This is a genomic window from Serratia marcescens, from assembly GCF_006715005.1.
GTDB lineage: Bacteria > Pseudomonadota > Gammaproteobacteria > Enterobacterales > Enterobacteriaceae > Serratia > Serratia montpellierensis.
In genome coordinates this window covers 2,843,465-2,862,872 of record NZ_VFMJ01000001.1, presented here as the reverse complement: position 1 = coordinate 2,862,872, position 19,408 = coordinate 2,843,465, and the positions used below count along the sequence as shown (strand labels likewise).

Here is a 19,408-nt window from a genome sequence, read left to right as displayed (position 1 = left end):
AATTAGGAGTCGCTTAAATCAGGGTGAAATGATGGCTATTTAATTAATTGGAATAATATTAGATGTGGGGATTGCAGATAATTAGTTAGTTGTCATGAGGTTTGCTCGTTATATCACGCTGTTTTATTTTTTGTGTTTTTCCTGTTTTATTGATTTTTCAAATAGTATCAGGCTGCCCGCCGATCTCTGGGCACTCGCTCAGCCCACGCAAATGGGAGGATAATTATCGATTTTTTATCAACGGAATCTGAAGAAATCCGGGCGCTTTAACCACCCGGATTTTTTTATCAGCGGAACAGGTGCTCGGCGTGGAAGCGCAGGTGATCTTCCACGAAGGTGGCGATGGTGAAGTAGCTGTGATCGTACCCCGGCTGAATGCGCAGCGTCAGCGGCCAGTCGCGCTGGCGCGCCAGCTCGGCCAGCCGCGCGGGCTGCAGCTGATCGGCCAGGAACTGGTCGTCATCGCCCTGGTCGATAAGCACCGGCATTTTTTCCGCGCCGCTGGCCAGCAGATGGCAGCTGTCGTACTGCAGCCACTGGCTTTCGTCGCTGCCCAGATAGGCGGTGAAGGCCTTACGACCCCACGGCACCTGGCACGGGTTGACGATCGGCGCGAAGGCCGATACCGAGCGGAAGCGCTGCGGATTGCGAAACGCCATCGTCAGCGCGCCGTGGCCGCCCATCGAGTGACCGAAGATCGACTGACGATCGCTGACGCTGAAGTGCTGTTCGATCAGCGCCGGCAGTTCGGCGCTGATGTAGTCGTACATGCGGAAGTGGCGATCCCATGGCGCCTGGGTGGCGTTCAGGTAAAACCCGGCGCCCTGGCCCAGGTCGTAACCTTCGTCGTTCGGCACCTCGTCGCCGCGCGGGCTGGTGTCCGGCATCACCAGCACCAGGCCCAGCTCGGCGGCGATGCGCTGCGCGCCGGCTTTCAACGTGAAGTTCTCGTCGTTGCAGGTCAGCCCCGACAGCCAGTACAGCACCGGCGGCGGGTTGTCATCGCGCGGCGGCGGCAGGTAGATGCTGAATGTCATGTTGCAATTCAGGCTCTGCGCCGCGTGGCGATAACGCTGTTGCCAGCCGCCGAACATGCGGTGCTCTTCGAGAAGTTCCAATGACAGCGTCATCTCTGCCTCCTGGCTTATTTGTCGAAGTGGATGACGGAACGGATCGATTTGCCTTCGTGCATCAAATCGAACGCTTCGTTGATCTGCTCCAGCCCCATGGTGTGGGTGATAAAGTCGTTCAGCGCGAATTCGCCGTCCAGATAGCGCTCGACGATGCCCGGCAGCTGTGAACGGCCCTTGACGCCGCCGAATGCCGAACCGCGCCAGACGCGGCCGGTGACCAGCTGGAACGGCCGGGTCGAGATCTCTTCGCCGGCGCCCGCGACGCCGATGATCACCGATTCGCCCCAGCCCTTGTGGCAGCACTCCAGCGCGGAACGCATCACGTTGACGTTGCCGATGCACTCGAAGGAGAAGTCGACGCCGCCGTCAGTCAGCTCGACGATTACGTCCTGAATCGGCTTGTCATAGTCTTTCGGGTTGATCAGATCGGTGGCGCCCAGCTTGCGGGCCAGATCGAACTTGCTGGTGTTGATGTCGATGCCGATGATGCGGCCTGCGCCGGCCATCTGCGCGCCGATGATCGCCGACAGGCCGATGCCGCCCAGACCGAAGATCGCCACGGTGTCGCCCGGTTGTACTTTGGCGGTGTTCATCACCGCGCCCATGCCGGTGGTGACGCCGCAACCCAGCAGGCACACTTCTTCCAGCGGCGCTTCCTTGTTGATTTTCGCCAGTGAAATCTCCGGCACCACGGTGTATTCGGAGAAGGTGGAGGTGCCCATGTAGTGGAAGATCGGCTTGCCGTCCTTGAAGAAGCGGGTGGTGCCGTCCGGCATCAGCCCTTTGCCCTGGGTGGCGCGGATCGCCTGGCACAGGTTAGTCTTGCCGGATTTACAGAATTTGCACTCGCCGCACTCCGGGGTGTAGAGCGGGATCACGTGGTCGCCGACCGCCACGCTGGTGACGCCTTCACCGACCGCTTCCACCACGCCGCCGCCCTCGTGGCCGAGGATCGCCGGGAACACGCCCTCCGGATCTTTGCCGGACAGGGTGTAGGCGTCGGTGTGACAAACGCCGGTGGCGACGATCCGCACCAGCACTTCGCCTTTTTGCGGTGGCATCAGCTCGACTTCTTCGATCTTCAGCGGCTGGTTCGGGCCCCAGGCAACGGCGGCGCGGGTTTTGATCATCTCCATCATAGTCTCCTCAGTGGTTTTCTTTTAAATCAGACGATATCGATAACGTCTGATAAATCGTTGGGGGTGCTTTCATCAACAGCGGCGGTTTCCGTCTGTTCAATAATCAACTCTTTCAGCGCGCGCACGTTCGGCCCGAACGCGTCGCGGCGCCACAGCAGCCAGGTGGCGGTGTCGGCGACTTCAGGCGGCAGGGTGTGAACTCGAACCCGCTCATGACCCGGCAGCAGGCTGAGCACCGAATGCGGGATCATCGCCAGCCCGGCGCCGCTGGCGACGCAGGCCAGCATGGCGTGATAGGACTGGATCTCCATAATTTGCCCCGGCCGCGCGCCTTCGCGCTTGAACCAGGCCTCCAGCCGCAGGCGATAGGAGCAGCTGGCGCGAAAGGCGAACAGCGTTTCGCCATTGGCGTCTTTGGCGCTGTGGATCTTCGCGTGATCGAGGCAGGAGATCACCACCATATGTTCAGGATAGGCGATGCAGCCGTTCAACTCGTCATAAGGTACCGGGCCATCGACCAGCGCCGCCGCCAGCGTGCCGGCGCGCACCCGATCGGCGATTTCGCCGGAGGTGCCGGTGGTCAGCGACAGCGAAACCTGCGAGAAACGTTGGTGGTAAGCCGCCAGCAGCGAGGGCAGGCGGGTGGCGGCGGTGCTTTCCATCGAGCCGAGGGCGAAGTTGCCCGCCGGTTCACCGGCATGGGTGATGCTCATCGCCTCGTCGCTGAGCGCCAGGATGCGGTTGGCGTAGCACAGAAAGTTATGGCCCATCGGCGACAGGCGCAGGCGCTGTTTTTCGCGGATAAACAGATCGGCGCCCAGCTCCTGCTCAAGCTGGCGCAGCCGGGTGGTCAGGTTCGACGGCACGCGGTGCAGCTGCTCGGCGGCGCGGGCGACCGAGCCGGTTTCCGCTACGCAGCAGAACATGCGAAGCTGGGTCAGATCCATAATATTCTCGTTTCGTGATGAACTTGATAACTATTATTCAGTTTTTGTGAGTTTAATACTGCGGCATGATACTGGCAACTTTCTTTTAACCTTTTGGATACCGGTATGGCTTTACGTATTGCCTTGAGCGGTTTTGCCGCGCTGATCGTCGCGATGGGCATTGGCCGCTTCGCTTTCACTCCCCAGGTGCCGCTGATGATCGCGGAACACCAGTTCAGCCTCACCGGCGCTGGACTGGTGGCGGCGATCAACTATTTGGGCTACCTGTGCGGCGCCTACGACGCGATGCGCGCCACGCGCCACGTCGAGCGGCGCCTGTGGCTGGGCGTATGGGGCGCGATGGCGCTGACGCTGCTGTCGGCGCTGGCGCAGGATGAATGGATGCACGGTGCGCTGCGCTTCGTCATCGGCTGGGCCAGCGGCTGGGCGATGGTGCTGGTGGCGGCCTGGACCAACGAGCGGTTGGCGCACTACGGCCGGCCGGCGCTGAGCGCGGCGGTGTTCGCCGGGCCGGGCGCCGGTATCTTCCTCAGCGGCATGCTGGCGGTGGGCATCAACACGCTGGGGCTGACGGCGGCGCAGGCCTGGCTGGTGTATGGCGGGCTGGCGCTGGTGTTGGTCGGGGGAATTAGCGCCTTTCTGCCGCGCAGCGGCGAGCTGCATCGCCCGGATGTGGCCCCGGAGCCGCTGCTGCTGACGCCGGCGCTCAAACGCCTGGTGTGGAGCTACAGCCTGGCCGGCTTTGGCTACATCCTGCCGGCGACGTTCTTGTCGCAGATGGCGGCCGCGCGCTTTCCCGGTAGCCTGTTCGCGCAGTTCGTCTGGCCGGTGTTCGGCGGCGCGGCGGTGCTGGGGATTGTGATCGGCATTTTGACCCGTCATCGGCTGACCACCCAGACCCGGCTGGCGATCACGCTGTGGATACAGGCGCTGGGCGTGCTGAGCGCCGAAGTGGTGCCGGGTGTGACCGGCCTGGCGTTGGGGGCGTTGCTGACCGGCGGCGGTTTCCTCTGCGTGGTGCAGCTCGCCCTTCAGCACGGCCGTGAACTGGCGCCGCGCCATGCGCGCTACATGGCCGGATTGCTGACCACCGGTTATGCGATCGGCCAACTGGTCGGGCCGATGCTGTCGGCGCTGTCGACCGCCATGACCCATCGGCTGGAGCCGGCGTTGTACGTGGCGGTGGCGGCGCTGTTGGTGGCCGGTGCGTTGGTGATGAATACCCCGGCGCGGCGGTTGGCGCAAAAAACGGCGATGCGCTGATTAAAATCCATACAAAAAGCGTGGAATCCCGCAGCCGGCCTGATTGTGCTAAATGCGAATATTTCACCTGCGGATGAAGCACAATCACTGGATAATCGCCGCGCTCTCATCTACAGTGGGGGCAAAATCTTGACCGGGTTCACGTTATCCATCACGAAAACTCTGCCGTCACGAGAGCAAGCAATTCGCCGGCCGCACGCCCTACCAGGCCGCCGGCGGGTTCCGTCCGCAGGAGAACAAGTACATGACATCATTAAGTAAAGAAGCCGCGCTGGTGCATGCGGCACTGGAAGAGCGTGGTCTGGAGACACCGCTGCGCGGGGAAGTGCTGGATCGCGAAACGCGCAAGCGCCGCATCAAAGAGCACATGACCGAAATCATGCAGCTGCTGAATCTCGATCTGTCCGACGACAGCCTGGCGGAGACGCCGCATCGCATCGCCAAAATGTATGTCGACGAGATCTTCTCCGGGCTGGATTACGCCAACTTCCCGAAAATCACCGTCATCGAGAACAAGATGAAGGTGGATGAGATGGTGACGGTGCGCGATATCACGCTGACCAGCACCTGCGAGCACCACTTCGTAACCATCGACGGCAAGGCCACCGTGGCCTATATCCCGAAAGACTCGGTGATCGGCCTGTCGAAGATCAACCGCATCGTGCAGTTCTTCTCCCAGCGTCCGCAGGTGCAAGAGCGCCTGACCCAGCAGATCCTGGTGGCGCTGCAGACTCTGCTCGGTACCAATAACGTGGCGGTATCGATCGATGCGGTCCATTATTGTGTCAAAGCGCGCGGCATCCGCGACGCGACCAGCGCCACCACGACCACCTCGTTGGGGGGGCTGTTCAAGTCCAGCCAGAACACCCGCCAGGAGTTCCTGCGCGCGGTGCGTCATCACCAGGGGTGATGGCGTTGCGGGGCAACCCGCAAGACGACAACAGGCGCCTGCGGGCGCCTTTTTCATGAGCGGAAGACAGCGATAAAAAATGAACAGTCACCCTCTGCCGCGCATCGCCACGCTGGACTGCGTGCGCGGTATCGCCATCCTCGGCATTTTATTGCTGAACATCAGCGCCTTCGGTTTGCCGAAGGCCGCCTACCTCAACCCGGCCTATCTGGGCATGCCGTCATCGCGCGACGCCTGGACCTGGGCGCTGCTCGATCTCTTCGCCCAGGCCAAGTTCCTGGCGATGTTCGCGCTGTTGTTCGGCGCCGGGCTGCACATGCTGCTGCGGCGCGGCAAAAGCTGGATCCGCGCGCGGCTGTCGTGGCTGGTGCTGTTCGGCCTTGCCCACGCCATCTTCCTGTGGGACGGCGATATTCTGCTGGCCTACGGGCTGATCGGCCTGGTGTGCTGGCGTATGATCCGCGAGGCCAAAGAAACTTTCCAGCTGCTGAAAACCGGCGTGGTGCTCTACCTGATCGGCGTGGCGGTGCTGCTGCTGCTTGGCTTCGTCTCGCACGGTGAGCCGGGCAGCTTCTGGCAGCCGGGCGTGGCGGAGCTGCAGTACGAGAAGTTCTGGAAGCTGCAGGGCGGTTTCGAAGCCTGGCGCAGCCGCACCGATCTGCTCTCGTCCAGCCTGCTGGCCATCGGCGCGCAGTATGGCTGGGAACTGGCGGGTCTGATGCTGTTCGGCGCCGGGCTGATGCGCAGCGGCTGGCTGCGCGGCAGTTATTCCTCAGCCTATTACCTGCGGCAGGCGGCGTGGCTGCTGCCGCTTTCGGTGCTGATTCAACTGCCGGCGGTGGCGCTGCAATGGCAGGTCCATTGGGATTATCGCTGGAGCGGTTTCCTGCTGCAGGTACCGCGTGAGCTGGGCGCCCCGCTGCAGGCGATGGGCTATCTGGCGCTGTGTTACGGTTTCTGGCCCACGCTGTCGCGCATGCGCATCGCCCACTGGTTGACCCTGGTGGGGCGTATGGCGTTGAGCAACTACCTGCTGCAAACGCTGATCTGCACCACGTTGTTTTATCGCTTTGGCCTCTATGAGCAGTTCGACCGGCTGCAGCTGTTGGCGTTCGTGCCGCTGGTCTGGCTGGCCAACCTGGCGTTTTCCGCACTGTGGCTGCGTTACTTCGAACAGGGGCCGATGGAGTGGCTGTGGCGCAAGCTGACGCAGCTGGCCGCCGGCGAAGCGGAACCCAAAGCGCTGAAGTGAGCGTCTGCCGGCAGGTTAAAAAAATGTATGTAAACGTTTTCTTTCCTGTGACGTAATTCACGCGAGCAGCGAGCCAATCGGGGTAGGATAGCGCCACCGGCCACTACCCCGATTTCAGGATCCCGCATGCCTCCAGTTCATCCGATCACCATTCGCGACGTGGCGAAACGCGCCGGGGTTTCCGTGGCGACCGTCTCCCGCGTGCTGAACCACAGCGCGCTGACCAGCAAGGAGACGCGCGAGCAGGTGTTGCAGGCGGTGGCGGAACTGGGCTACCGGCCCAATGCCAACGCGCAGGCGCTGGCGACCCAAAGCAGCGATACCCTGGGCGTGGTGGTGATGGACGTCTCCGATCCGTTCTTCGGTGCGCTGGTGAAAGCGGTAGACACGGTGGCGCAGAAACACCACAAGTATCTGCTGATCGGCAACAGCTATCATCAGGCGGACAAAGAGCGCCACGCGATCGAAGTGCTGATCCGCCAGCGCTGTAATGCCCTGATTGTTCATGCCAAAGCCCTGAGCGACGCCGAGCTGATCGGCTTTCTGGAGCAGGTGCCGGGCATGGTGCTGATCAACCGGATTATCCCCGGCTATGAGCCGCGCTGCGTCGGGCTGGATAACGTCTGCGGCGCGGAAATGGCGATGCGTCTTTTGCTGTCGCAGGGCCATAGGCGCATCGGCTATCTGGGCTCCAATCACCCGATCGAAGACGGGCCGCTGCGCCAGCAGGGCTATGCGCAGGCGATGGCCGCCGCCGGGCTGGCCACATCGGACAACTGGCGCGCCTACGGTTCGCCGGATCTGCAGGGCGGCGAGGCGGCGATGGTGGAACTGTTGGGGCGTAACCTACAGCTGAGCGCGGTGTTCGCCTACAACGACGCCATGGCCGCCGGCGCCATGGCGGTGCTGAAAGAAAACGGTATCACGGTGCCGCAGCATTTCTCGCTGATCGGCTTCGACGACATTCCCATTGCGCGTTACACCAGCCCCAAACTCACCACGGTGCGCTACCCGATCGTCTCGATGGCCACGCTGGCCACCGAGCTGGCATTGCAGGGCGCAGCAGGCCTGGCGGAGCCGCAGGCCGCTCATCTGTTCATGCCGACGCTGGTGCGGCGCCATTCTGTCGCCCCCTGGCAAAGTGAGGTGACGGTCACTCTCTGACGATTTAATCTTGTGTAACCGTTTTCAATCTGTGAGAAAATTCACAGAATATTAACATCACGCCGTCTATGCTCTAGGCGTTTTCCGGCGCAAAGGCCCTTGCCGCTGCAACCTTTATCTCGCGCTGACACAGCATTTCTCGGAAATAACAAGATCCACGGACGACAGGTGTTGAGTGGAAATCGCCTGGCCTGGGGTGTGCGCACTGCCGGTGACCATTGGCTCAAAGACGAGTAATACCCTACACAGAACCGGAGACTGACAATGAATAAGAAGGTTTTCACCCTGGCCGCCATGGCCGCAGCCATGATGTTTGGCGCCGCAGCCCATGCTGATACCCGTATTGGCGTCACGATTTACAAATACGACGACAACTTTATGTCGGTGGTGCGCAAGGCGATTGAGAAAGACGCTAAAGCCTCCCCGGACGTTACCCTGCTGATGAATGACTCGCAGAACGACCAGTCCAAACAGAACGATCAGATCGACGTGCTGCTGGCCAAGGGCGTGAAAGCGCTGGCGATCAACCTGGTCGATCCGGCCGCGGCGCCGGTGGTTATCGATAAGGCGCGCGCAAACGATATCCCGGTGGTGTTCTACAACAAAGAACCTTCCCGCAAGGCGCTGGACAGCTACGACAAGGCGTATTACGTCGGCACCGACTCCAAAGAGTCCGGCGTGATCCAGGGCGAGCTGATCGCCAAACACTGGAAAGCCAACCCGGCCTGGGACCTGAACAAAGACGGCCAGATCCAGTACGTGCTGCTGAAGGGCGAACCGGGCCACCCGGATGCCGAAGCGCGCACCACCTACGTGGTGAAAACGCTGAATGAAAAGGGTATCAAGACCCAGCAGCTGCAGATGGATACCGCGATGTGGGATACCGCGCAGGCGAAAGACAAGATGGACGCCTGGCTCTCCGGCCCGAATGCCAACAAGATTGAAGTGGTGATCGCCAACAACGACGCCATGGCGATGGGCGCGGTGGAAGCGCTGAAAGCGCACAACAAGACCAGTATCCCGGTGTTTGGCGTCGATGCGTTGCCTGAAGCGCTGGCGCTGGTGAAATCCGGCGCGATGGCGGGCACGGTGCTGAACGATGCCGACAACCAGGCGAAAGCCACCTTCGAGCTGGCGAAAAACCTGGCGGCGGGCAAACCGGCCACCGAAGGCACCCAATATAAAGTCGAAAATAAAGTCGTGCGTATTCCTTACGTCGGCGTAGATAAAGACAACCTGTCTCAGTTTGTTAAATAAGAATTGAGATCCCGCTAAGACCCCGCCGGCGGCGCCAACACCAGGAATACCGCCGGCGGGGATGTTTACGACTGCAAGATCGTTAAGCCAGGTGTATTTATGGCCGATAGCTCACGCGAATTTTTGCTGGAAATGACGGATATCTGTAAGTCGTTTCCCGGCGTCAAAGCCTTGGACAATGTCAATTTACGCGTCCGTCCGCACTCTATTCACGCCCTGATGGGGGAGAACGGCGCGGGGAAATCGACGTTGCTGAAATGCCTGTTCGGCATTTACAAAAAAGACAGCGGCAGCATTGTGTTTCAGGGCCGGGAAATCGATTTCAAGAGCTCGAAGGAAGCGCTGGAACACGGCGTATCCATGGTGCATCAGGAGCTGAACCTGGTGCTGCAACGCACCGTGATGGACAACATGTGGCTGGGGCGTTACCCGACCAAAGGCCTGTTCGTCGATCAGGAAAAAATGCTCAAAGACACCCAGGCGATCTTCGACGAGCTGGATATCGACATCAACCCGCGCGAAAAGGTGGGCAACCTGTCGGTGTCGCAGATGCAGATGATCGAAATCGCCAAGGCGTTCTCCTACGACGCCAAAATCGTCATCATGGATGAACCGACCTCTTCGCTGACGGAAAAAGAGGTCAATCACCTGTTCACCATCATCCGCAAGCTGAAAGAGCGCGGCTGCGGCATCGTCTATATCTCGCACAAGATGGAAGAGATCTTCCAGCTGTGCGACGAGATAACGGTGCTGCGCGATGGTCAGTGGATCGCCACCCAGCCGCTGGAAGGGCTGGATATGGACAAGATCATCGCCATGATGGTCGGCCGCTCGCTGAGCCAGCGTTTCCCCGACAGGCAAAACACGCCGGGCGAAGTGATCCTTGAGGTGAAGAACCTGACGTCGCTGCGCCAGCCCTCGATCCGCGATGTGTCCTTCGATCTGCATCAGGGCGAGATCCTCGGCATCGCCGGGCTGGTGGGCGCCAAACGCACCGATATCGTCGAGACGCTGTTCGGCATTCGCGAAAAGGTGGCGGGCACTATCAAGCTGCACGGTAAAGCGATCGATAACCACAGCGCCAACGAAGCAATCAACCACGGTTTTGCGTTGGTGACCGAAGAGCGCCGATCCACCGGGATTTATGCTTACCTCGACGTGGGCTTCAACTCGCTGATCTCCAATATCCGCAACTATAAAAACAAGCTCGGCCTGCTGGATAACGCGCGGATGAAGAGCGACACCCAGTGGGTGATCGACGCCATGCGGGTGAAAACGCCGGGGCATCACACCCATATCGGCTCGCTGTCCGGCGGCAATCAGCAGAAGGTGATCATCGGCCGCTGGCTGCTGACGCAGCCGGAGATCCTGATGCTGGATGAACCGACGCGCGGCATCGACGTGGGCGCCAAGTTCGAGATTTATCAGCTGATGACCGAACTGGCGAAGAAGGGCAAGGGGATCATTATCGTCTCGTCCGAAATGCCGGAGCTTTTGGGGATCACCGACCGTATTTTGGTGATGAGCAATGGTCAGGTTGCGGGCATCGTTAATACCAAACAGACCTCGCAAAATGAAATCTTACGTCTCGCCTCCCTGCACCTTTAAGGATCGGAATTATGAACGCGCTAAATAAAAAAACCTTATTTACCTATTTCAAGGAAGGCGGCATTTACGTGGTGTTGCTGGTGCTGTTGGCCATCATCATCATTCAGGATCCTACCTTCCTCAGCCTGATGAACTTGAGCAACATCCTGACACAGTCTTCGGTGCGCATCATCATCGCGCTGGGCGTGGCGGGGCTGATCGTGACTCAGGGCACCGACCTGTCCGCCGGGCGGCAGGTGGGGCTGGCGGCAGTGGTGGCGGCCACGCTGCTGCAATCGATGGATAACGTCAACAAGGTATTCCCGCACATGGAAACCTGGTCGATTCCCCTGGTCATCTTGCTGGTGTGTGCGGTCGGCGCGGTGATCGGTCTGGTTAACGGCCTGATTATCGCCTATCTCAACGTAACGCCCTTCATCACCACCTTGGGCACCATGATCATCGTCTACGGCATCAACTCGCTGTATTACGATTCGGTCGGCGCTTCGCCGGTCGCGGGTTTCGATCCGAAGTTTTCCACCTTTGCCCAGGGCTTCTTGCGCTTCGGCGACTTTAAGCTGTCGTACATTACCTTCTATGCGCTGATCGCCATCATATTCGTCTGGATCCTGTGGACCAAGACCCGCTTCGGCAAGAACATCTTCGCCATCGGCGGCAACCCGGAAGCGGCCAAGGTGTCCGGCGTCAACGTGCCGCTGAACCTGATCATGATCTATGCGCTGTCCGGCGTGTTCTACGCCTTCGGCGGCTTGCTGGAAGCGGGGCGCATCGGCAGCGCCACCAACAACCTTGGCTTTATGTATGAGCTGGACGCCATCGCCGCCTGCGTGGTGGGGGGCGTCTCCTTCGCCGGCGGGGTGGGTACGGTGTGGGGCGTGGTGACCGGGGTGATCATCTTTACCGTCATCAACTACGGCCTGACTTATATCGGTATCAACCCGTACTGGCAGTACATCATCAAGGGCAGCATCATCATCTTCGCCGTGGCGCTGGACTCGTTGAAATACGCCAAGAAGAAGTAGATTTCCCGCAGCACAGACAACAAGGCCGGCCTATTTTGCCGGCCTTTCTTTTTGGGCGTTTGCCGCGTCAGGGCTGTTTGGCTTTCTGCTTCTCTTCTTTCAGCTTGTGCTCCAGCTCCACCAGCTGTTCCGGTGACACGGCGGGATAGCCCTGGGCGTCTTCCGGCACGGTGTGCATGGCTGAGATCGGGATCAGCGGGCCAAGGAAGCGCGGCTCGCGCTTGAGGATGTACAGATCGGTCAGCGCGCCCAGACGGGCGAAAATCTCGCGGACCCGCACCGTCATCATGTCTTTCGGCGACGGCACCGCATAGCACTGCGCCTGAATGCCCATGTGCAGGGCGATGAACAGCGCCCGTTCGCAGTGGAAGCGCTGGGTGATGATGATGAAGTCGTTGGTGTCGAACACCTTGCGGGTGCGCACGATGGAATCCAGGGTGCGGAAGCCGGCGTAATCCAGCACGATATCGCTCGGCGCCACGCCGGCGGCGATCAGATCGCGGCGCATGGTCATCGGTTCGTTGTAGCTTTGCTGGGCGTTGTCGCCGCTCAGCAGCAGGTATTTCACCTTGCCGCTGTTATAGGCGTTAATCGCCCCCTGAATGCGGTAACGGTAGTACTGGTTGATCACCCCGGTGCGGTAATACTTGGCCGTGCCGAGCACCACGCCAACCTGGCGGTGCGGCAGCTCCTGCAGTTCGTCGTAGACGTAAGGTGCAGTTTTCCAGCTAATCCAGCGATCGAGCGCAATAGCCGAACCCATCAACACCGCAATGATGATGAACAGGCTGATGATCAGGCGTTTCCACATGTTGTTGCCTTACGCGCGCCGGGCTGAAAAAGATGGATCAAGGCTACTTTACCTGACCGATCGACGCAAGACGCGAACCGCCTGAAGCACGCGCAACGCCGCATTTTTAGGCGGTTTTGCCGCACAAAAAAGCCCGGCGGAGCCGGGCTGGGTCATTTCAGCGCGTCAATCAGAACGAGGTGCGCTTGTAGCTGCGGTACTGCGGCCGCCAGAAGTTGTGCTCGATGGCTTTAGACAGCGCGTCTTCGGAGGTGACGATTGCCACGCCCTGCAGCTGCGCCGCTTTACCCACTTCCATGGCGATGCACTTCGACACGCCCTGAATATCGTCGATATTCGGCAGCAGTGCGCCGTGACCGTCGGTGGCCAGCGGCGAACAGTCCGCCAGCGCGCGGCTGGCGGCCATCAGCATGGCGTCGGTGACGCGGGTGGCGCCGGAGGCCAGCACGCCGAGGCCAATCCCCGGGAAGATGTAGGAGTTGTTGCACTGGGCGATCGGATACAGCTGCTCTTTATAGCTCACCGGTGCGAACGGGCTGCCGGTCGCCACCAGGGCGGCGCCGTCGGTCCAGTTGATGATGTCTTCCGGACGGGCTTCCACGCGCGAAGTCGGGTTGGACAGTGGCATCACGATAGGGCGTTCGCAGTGCTTGTGCATTTCGCGGATCAGCTCTTCGGTAAACAGCCCCGGCTGGCCGGACACCCCGATCAGAATGGTCGGCTTGGCGTTGCGCACCACGTCCAGCAGCGAGATGGCGTCGCTGGCGGTTTCCCAACCGGTCAGGTTGTCGCTCTTCTGTACCAGCTTGCTCTGGAAATCGAGCAGGTTAGGCAGTTTGTCGGTCAGCAGGCCGAAACGGTCGACCATGAATACGCGGGCGCGCGCTTCGTCTTCGCTCAACCCTTCGGACTTCATCTGCGCGATGATCTGCTCGGCGATGCCACAGCCGGCGGAACCGGCACCGAGGAAGGTGACGGTCTGATCGCGCAGCTGGCTGCCGGCGGCGCGGCTGGCGGCGATCAGGCTGCCGAGAGTCACCGCGGCGGTGCCCTGAATGTCATCGTTGAAGCAGCAGATCTCGTCGCGATAGCGGTTCAACAACGGGGTGGCGTTGTTCTGCGCGAAGTCTTCGAACTGCAGCAGAACGTTCGGCCAGCGGCGTTTGACCGCCTGAATAAACTCTTCGACGAAGGCGTGGTACTCCTCGCCGGAAATGCGCGGATGGCGCCAGCCCATGTACAGCGGATCGTTGAGGCGCTGCGGGTTGTTGGTGCCGACGTCCAGCACCACCGGCAGGGTGTAGGCCGGGCTGATGCCGCCGCAGGCGGTGTACAGCGACAGCTTGCCGATGGGGATACCCATGCCGCCGATGCCCTGGTCACCCAGGCCGAGGATACGCTCGCCGTCGGTGACAACGATCACTTTGACGTTCTGCTTGGTGGCGTTTTGCAGCATGTCATCGATGCGATCGCGGTTCGGGTAGGAAATGAACAGCCCGCGCGCGCGGCGATAGATATCGGAGAAGTGTTCGCAGGCCTCGCCGACGGTCGGGGTGTAGATGATCGGCATCATCTCGCTCAGGTGCGAGTCCAGCAAGCGATAGAACAGGGTTTCGTTGGTGTCCTGAATGTTGCGCAGATAGATGTGCTTGTCGTTATCGTTCTTGAAATCCTGGTACTGGCGGTAGGCGCGTTCCACCTGTTCTTCGATGGTTTCCACCGCTTCCGGCAGCAGGCCGTGCAGGTTGAAGTGGCTACGTTCTTCCTCGGTGAAAGCGCTGCCTTTGTTCAGCAGCGGAAATTCCAGCAGAATCGGGCCGGCGTAAGGGATGTAGAGCGGGCGTTTGCTTTCGTATTCTAGTTCCATCAGTTTTACTCTTCACGTATCAGATAACTTTATTGCCGACGATCCTAAGAGATAAAGAGAAGATGTACAGCATTTGTTGCCAGATGATGAACCAGGTTGGCGTAATTATCGACAATCAAATGATTTTTTAACTAAAGAAAGTTTCTCTGGCGGCGTTGGGGCATTGTATTTGGCGGGCGGGGCTGTTAACGGCGGAACCGGATGGCCCCGCCGTGGTGCGCTTAGAAAGCGGCGCGGCTGACGTTCTGGCAGCCCAGCGACGCCAGGGTCGCGCGGGTGGCGTCCCACTGGCTGACGATCGCGTCCTGCGGTTCGGCCAGCACGGCGCGGCGGATGTTCAGGCAATCGCCACCGGAGAGGTTCAGCAAGATCAGCGCGGCCTGCAGCGGCGGCAGGCTAGGGTTGAAGGCGGCGTTTTCCGCATAGCGGCCGGCATAGATAATGCCGTCTGTCGTTTCCAGCGCCACGCCGCTGTGGGCGTTGCTGTAAGGCGCGTGACTCCGGTTGGCCGCCGCCAGCGCCGCCTGCGTCAGCGCATCGTTCAGCGCCAGCTGGTGGCCGTGATTGACTTCATCCATCAGCAGCGAAGCGACATCCAGATCTTTCGGGCCGAAGGCGTCCGGCAGATAGTCCGCCAGCGTGGCCGGCGCGCGGCCCGGCAAACGGATTTGCAGCTCGCCGCCGCTGTTCAGCTCATTCATAAACTGGCGGCAGTGGCCGCACGGCGTGTAGTTGACGGTGACCGAGGCCAGCGCTTTTTCGCCGCGCAGCCAGGCGTGCGTCACCGCACTTTGTTCCGCATGCACGGATTGCTGCAGCGGCGCGCCGCTGAATTCCATATTGGCGCCAAAATAGAGGTTGCCGCTTTGCCCGCGTGTGATGGCGCCGACGTGGAAGTGTGATATTGGGGTTAACGAGCAGGCCGCCGCCAGCGGCAGCAGCGCGAATGCCAGCGCGTCATCGTCCAACTCGCAGCCTGAGCGGATCGCCGCCGCTTGCTCGGCCGTGAACATTGCCGGGAAGTCAGGCGCGTCCAGATAGGGCAGCAGGGCGGATTGCAGTGTCGCGGGCAGTGCGCTGAAAGCGGTGTGAAAACGCGGATGCATAGAAGGGTCTCTCTACAGGTTAACGGGATGACATTCTAGGCAGGCCAGAGACATTAAATTGTGACTTATGTCTCTTAATTGATGAAATTAATGCAATGAGATACATAAATGCGAGATGTATCGCAAGTTTCACCCTGTTCAACCGAACAGGTGCAGCAGCACCGGGAACAGGAAAGGTGCCAGCAGCGAGGTGATGATGCCGCAGATTACCAGCGCCAGCGAGCCGAAAGCGCCTTCCTGGTAGTCCATCTCCGCGCAGCGTGCGGTGCCCAGCGCGTGGGATGCGGTGCCCATCGCCAGGCCACGCGCCGAGTGGGTGGTGATTTTCAGCAGGTTGAACAACGTATGGCCGAACACGGCGCCGAGGATACCGACGAAAATGACGCAGACCGCGCTGATCGCCGGAATACCGCCGAGCGAGTCCGCGACGGCCATGGCGATTGGCGTAGTGACCGATTTCGGCAGGATAGAGGCGGCGATTTCCGGCGTGGCGCCCAGCCACAGGGCGATGGCGCCGCCGCTGATCATGGCGGTCAGGCTGCCGATGAAGCACACCGCGATAATCGACTTCCAGCGCGCGCGGATCTGGTGCAGCTGTTCATACAGCGGGAAGGCCAGCGCGACGACCGCCGGCTGCAGCAGATCGTTGAGGATTTTGCTGCCCTGAAAGTAGCGCTCATAGGGGATGCCGGTGAGCAGCAGCAGCGGGATGATCACCGCCATGGAAACCAGCAGCGGATTGAGCAGCGGCATGTTCAGCTTGCGCGCCAGCCAGCGCGCGGCGAAATAGACCGCCAGCGTCAGCGGCAGCGACCACCAGATTTCATGGATCATGGGTTGCCCTCCGTGTCGTCGGGCTTACCGGCGATGCGGCGCTCGCGGTGAAAATAGTGTGAGGTATAGCCGACTACCACCAGCACCATCAGCGTGCTGATGAGGCAAGAGATGACCAGCGGGCCAAGATGCGCGACGATCTGATCGTAGTATTTCATCACCCCGACGCCGATAGGCACGAACAGCAGCACCATATAGCGGATCAGCAAATGGCAGCCGGGTTTAACCCATTTGGCCGGCATAATCTGGGTCGAGAGCAGGGCGAACAGCAGCAGCATGCCGAGAATGCTGCCGGGAATGGCGAACGGCAGCAGCGCCGCCACTGCATTGCCGACGAACAGACACAGGTAGATGAGGAGCAGGGCTCTCAGGTATTTCCAGCACAGTGTGAGCACGTTGGCCATTGTCTTTCCCCGTTTAATTGCTGCATTCATCATACAATTAAACTGTGAGCCATGCCACAGATCGCACCATGAATTATCGCTATGGGTGCCATACCCGATCGGCGGGTTGACAGCCCGCAATGGCTGCCACGCGCGGGTTCAGCGCGTGTCTTCGGCCGCTGCCGCCGCGTGTTCTGCCAGCCGGTGGCCGAGGAAGAAAAACAGCAGGCTGAGCAGTGCGGCGACGATCAGCATCACGAACATCAGCGGCGGCGCGGCATAGCTGAGCAGCACCCCGCACAGCACCGGGTTGATGGCACCGCCCAGCGCGCTGAGGTTCTGTACCCCATAGTAGCTGCCTTTCAGGTGCGGCGGCGCGATAAAGTCGATGAACATGTATTCCACCGGGATCACGATGATTTCGCCGAGGGTAAACACCGCCATCGCCGCCAGCCACAGCCAGACCGCCTGGCCGGCCATCATAAAACCGAGCAGCCCGACGATGAAAAACAGCGTGCCCAGCGCCAGCCAGCGCAGCATGTTTTCCTGACGCATGCCGCGGCTGAGCAGGTATTGCAGAGCGATGACGATGCTGGCGTTGACGATCATCACCAGCCCGATGATTTTGTAGGCGAACTCGGCGCTGGAGACGGTGATCAGGTATTGCGACAGATAGCCGGTGAACTGACCGAACACGACGGCGCCCAGGGTGCTGCCGAGGGTGAAGTAAATCAGCCGCCGATCGCTGCGCAGGATAGTCACCGTCTGGCGGAAGTTGGGGAGCGCTGTGGGGGCGGCGGCTGGCGTTGCGCGCTGTTCCCGACCGCGCAAGCGCAGGCTTAGCGTCGCCACCGTCACCAGCGCCAACCCGCCCGACAGGTAAAACGGCAGCAGCGGGCTAAGCCCGGCCACCAGAACGCCGAGTGCAGAACCGATCGCCCAGCCGACGTTGACCAGCGTGTAGTTGATTGAAAAAGCCTTGATGCGCTGCTCAACCGGCAGCCAGTCGGCGAAGCAGGCTTTAATGGTGATGCTCAGCACCGAATAACAGGTATGCAGGATCGCCAGCACCACGATCACGCCGCCGGGGCGCGGGATCCAGGGAAGGGCGAAGAAGCTCAGCGCAAACAATAAAATCGACAGCAGGATCAGGCGGTTCTTGCTGAATTTGTCCACCAGATAGCCGCCGTACAGGCTGGCAAGGATGCCGAGGGTCAGGCTGACGCCCAGGATCACGCCCACGCTCTTCGGCAGCAGATGGAAATGCTCGGTGAGATAGATGGTAATGAACGGCAGCGTCACGCCGCGGCCGATGGTCAACACCAGCGAACTGGCCAGCAGCGTGTTAATCAGCGAGGGGAATCCCTTCATTCGAAGCCTGTTTATGCATACAGTTATTGGGCAATGCAGATAACATAGCGTATTTTGGCGAGGACGGAAGGGGGAAGCCGAAAATTAGTTTAAAAACAGAGGCTGCGTCGGCAGCCTCGTCAAAAACAGCATTATTTACCGTGTTCGGCCTGCAGCGTGGCGAACCACGGCTGCACGAAGTCGCTGCTGCTGCCCCAGCCGGGGATGATCTTCGCCAGCCCGGCGACGTTGACCGGCCCCGGCTGCGCCAGCAACAGCGCCTGCGGAATGACCGTCGCTTTGAACTGATAGCTGTCCGGCGTGCTTTCCCCGGCGATCTTGTTGGCCACCAGGCGCAGGTTGACTGCGCCGATAAGCTTCGGATCCACCGCCACGCTGACCTGCCACGGGCTGCCGGCTTCGCGCATCAGCTGCAAGTCCTGGTTGGAGATATCGATGCTGTACAGTTTGATTTCGGTGCGGCCGTTCTCTTTCAACGCTTTGTAAGCGCCTTGGGTGAAGGCGTCCCAGGTGCCCCAGATGGCGTCTATCTTGCCTTTCGGGTATTTAGCCAGCACCGCGCCCACCTTGTTGGCGGTATCGCCCTGTACGTCGGATGAGACCGCGCCGATCGATTCCAGCTCATGAATGCCCGGATGCTGTTTCAGCAGCTGCTGATAGGCGGCCTGGCGGCGTTCCATCGGCGGGAAGCCGGCCACCCAGAGTTTGATGATGTTGGCCTGGCCGTTGAAATCCTTCACCAGCTGGCCGAAGGAGGCGTTGGCCAGTGAAGCGTCGTCCTGCTGCGAGACGGTAACGCCGGGAATGCTGCCGCTGACGTCGGTATCGAAAGCCGCGACGGCGATGCCGGCCGCCGCGATGCGTTTGACCAGATCGGTGGAATAGGGGGCTCGCCCCTGCGAAAGAATGATGCCGTCATATTTCTGGCTGATAGCCTGGTTGACGAAGTCCTGGAAGCGCGCGTCGTCGCCGTTGCTGAGGAAGGTGTCCACCTTGAAGCCCAGCTTGCGCCCTTCCTGAATGGCGCCCGCTAAAAATTGCGTGGTGTTGTCGTCGGATCCGAGGTTACGGATCACCGCGATACGCACCGGCCCCTGGTGCTGAGCAATGGCGGCCGGCACGGCGGCGTTTTCCGCCGCCTGCAGCGGCAGGGCGGCCAGCAGGCTGAGGGCGAGCAGCGAAGTCTTGAAGTTTTTCATTATTATAGGCTCCAAAAAAGCAGGGAAACGATCCCGGTGAAGGTCTGTTATAGCAGTCTTTCTGTCTGGACGTCTATTTGTTGTTGCGGAGCATCATAGCGAGATGCGGCGGGCGAGGGAATCAGAGCGGTTATGACTTTTT

At 60.4% G+C, this 19,408-nt stretch carries 17 protein-coding genes; 7 read left to right on the top strand and 10 right to left on the bottom strand.

What is annotated here, in order from left to right; all coding sequences use genetic code 11:
• Nucleotides 1–287 precede the first annotated feature (287 nt).
• From fghA to ptrR, 3 genes are read right to left on the bottom strand one after another with little or no spacing between them, the layout of a single operon-like run.
• Nucleotides 288–1,130 carry an S-formylglutathione hydrolase gene (gene fghA, locus FHU12_RS13745; protein ID WP_141969968.1) on the bottom strand — a complete coding sequence of 281 codons (843 nt, stop codon included), beginning with the start codon at nucleotides 1,128–1,130 and terminating at the stop codon, nucleotides 288–290.
• Nucleotides 1,131–1,144: 14 nt separating this feature from the next.
• Nucleotides 1,145–2,269, bottom strand: a complete 1,125-nt coding sequence (locus FHU12_RS13740) for an S-(hydroxymethyl)glutathione dehydrogenase/class III alcohol dehydrogenase (RefSeq protein ID WP_043142415.1) — start codon at nucleotides 2,267–2,269, stop codon at nucleotides 1,145–1,147.
• 29 nt (nucleotides 2,270–2,298) lie between these two features.
• Entirely contained in the window at nucleotides 2,299–3,219 is a 921-nt protein-coding gene (ptrR, locus tag FHU12_RS13735; protein ID WP_141969966.1) for a putrescine utilization regulator PtrR, read from the bottom strand.
• A 105-nt stretch (nucleotides 3,220–3,324) separates the two neighbouring features.
• On the opposite strand from ptrR, the gene FHU12_RS13730 reads away from it, so the two are divergent.
• From FHU12_RS13730 to mglC, 7 genes are all read left to right on the top strand, one after another.
• Nucleotides 3,325–4,482 (top strand): YbfB/YjiJ family MFS transporter, encoded by a 1,158-nt coding sequence (locus FHU12_RS13730; protein ID WP_141969965.1) that lies wholly within the window; start codon nucleotides 3,325–3,327, stop codon nucleotides 4,480–4,482.
• A 244-nt stretch (nucleotides 4,483–4,726) separates the two neighbouring features.
• Nucleotides 4,727–5,392 carry a GTP cyclohydrolase I FolE gene (gene folE / locus FHU12_RS13725; RefSeq protein ID WP_004938969.1) on the top strand — a complete coding sequence of 222 codons (666 nt, stop codon included), beginning with the start codon at nucleotides 4,727–4,729 and terminating at the stop codon, nucleotides 5,390–5,392.
• A 79-nt stretch (nucleotides 5,393–5,471) separates the two neighbouring features.
• Complete coding sequence (gene yeiB / locus FHU12_RS13720; protein WP_141969963.1) at nucleotides 5,472–6,644, top strand: DUF418 domain-containing protein YeiB; 1,173 nt, start codon at nucleotides 5,472–5,474, stop codon at nucleotides 6,642–6,644.
• 126 nt (nucleotides 6,645–6,770) lie between these two features.
• Nucleotides 6,771–7,808, top strand: coding sequence for an HTH-type transcriptional regulator GalS (galS, locus tag FHU12_RS13715; RefSeq protein WP_141969962.1), 1,038 nt, complete (start codon nucleotides 6,771–6,773; stop codon nucleotides 7,806–7,808).
• Between the two features lie 264 nt (nucleotides 7,809–8,072).
• Nucleotides 8,073–9,065 (top strand): galactose/glucose ABC transporter substrate-binding protein MglB, encoded by a 993-nt coding sequence (gene mglB, locus FHU12_RS13710; RefSeq protein WP_141969960.1) that lies wholly within the window; start codon nucleotides 8,073–8,075, stop codon nucleotides 9,063–9,065.
• A 99-nt stretch (nucleotides 9,066–9,164) separates the two neighbouring features.
• The gene (mglA, locus tag FHU12_RS13705; RefSeq protein ID WP_033637724.1) at nucleotides 9,165–10,673 is read left to right on the top strand and encodes a galactose/methyl galactoside ABC transporter ATP-binding protein MglA; all 1,509 of its coding nucleotides are present in this window, start codon (nucleotides 9,165–9,167) and stop codon (nucleotides 10,671–10,673) included.
• Nucleotides 10,674–10,684: 11 nt separating this feature from the next.
• On the top strand, nucleotides 10,685–11,695 hold the full coding sequence (gene mglC / locus FHU12_RS13700) for a galactose/methyl galactoside ABC transporter permease MglC (RefSeq protein ID WP_004938953.1): 1,011 nt from the start codon (nucleotides 10,685–10,687) through the stop codon (nucleotides 11,693–11,695).
• A gap of 67 nt (nucleotides 11,696–11,762) precedes the next feature.
• On the opposite strand, the gene sanA is transcribed toward mglC, so the two are convergent.
• From sanA to FHU12_RS13665, 7 genes are all read right to left on the bottom strand, one after another.
• Nucleotides 11,763–12,506: an outer membrane permeability protein SanA gene (gene sanA / locus FHU12_RS13695; RefSeq protein WP_060432736.1), complete on the bottom strand. Its 744-nt coding sequence runs from the start codon at nucleotides 12,504–12,506 to the stop codon at nucleotides 11,763–11,765.
• 169 nt (nucleotides 12,507–12,675) lie between these two features.
• Nucleotides 12,676–14,373, bottom strand: a complete 1,698-nt coding sequence (locus FHU12_RS13690; RefSeq protein ID WP_025302151.1) for an NAD-dependent malic enzyme — start codon at nucleotides 14,371–14,373, stop codon at nucleotides 12,676–12,678.
• 221 nt (nucleotides 14,374–14,594) lie between these two features.
• Nucleotides 14,595–15,479 carry a cytidine deaminase gene (cdd, locus tag FHU12_RS13685; protein WP_141969958.1) on the bottom strand — a complete coding sequence of 295 codons (885 nt, stop codon included), beginning with the start codon at nucleotides 15,477–15,479 and terminating at the stop codon, nucleotides 14,595–14,597.
• A 138-nt stretch (nucleotides 15,480–15,617) separates the two neighbouring features.
• Complete coding sequence (locus FHU12_RS13680; RefSeq protein WP_019454415.1) at nucleotides 15,618–16,313, bottom strand: CidB/LrgB family autolysis modulator; 696 nt, start codon at nucleotides 16,311–16,313, stop codon at nucleotides 15,618–15,620.
• Nucleotides 16,310–16,717 (bottom strand): CidA/LrgA family protein, encoded by a 408-nt coding sequence (locus tag FHU12_RS13675; protein ID WP_025302154.1) that lies wholly within the window; start codon nucleotides 16,715–16,717, stop codon nucleotides 16,310–16,312. The genes FHU12_RS13680 and FHU12_RS13675 overlap by 4 nt, the downstream gene beginning before the upstream one ends.
• A 138-nt stretch (nucleotides 16,718–16,855) precedes the next feature.
• Nucleotides 16,856–18,067, bottom strand: coding sequence for an MFS transporter (locus FHU12_RS13670; RefSeq protein WP_141969956.1), 1,212 nt, complete (start codon nucleotides 18,065–18,067; stop codon nucleotides 16,856–16,858).
• A 131-nt stretch (nucleotides 18,068–18,198) separates the two neighbouring features.
• Nucleotides 18,199–19,266, bottom strand: a complete 1,068-nt coding sequence (locus FHU12_RS13665; protein ID WP_141969954.1) for a sugar ABC transporter substrate-binding protein — start codon at nucleotides 19,264–19,266, stop codon at nucleotides 18,199–18,201.
• Nucleotides 19,267–19,408: the final 142 nt, after the last annotated feature.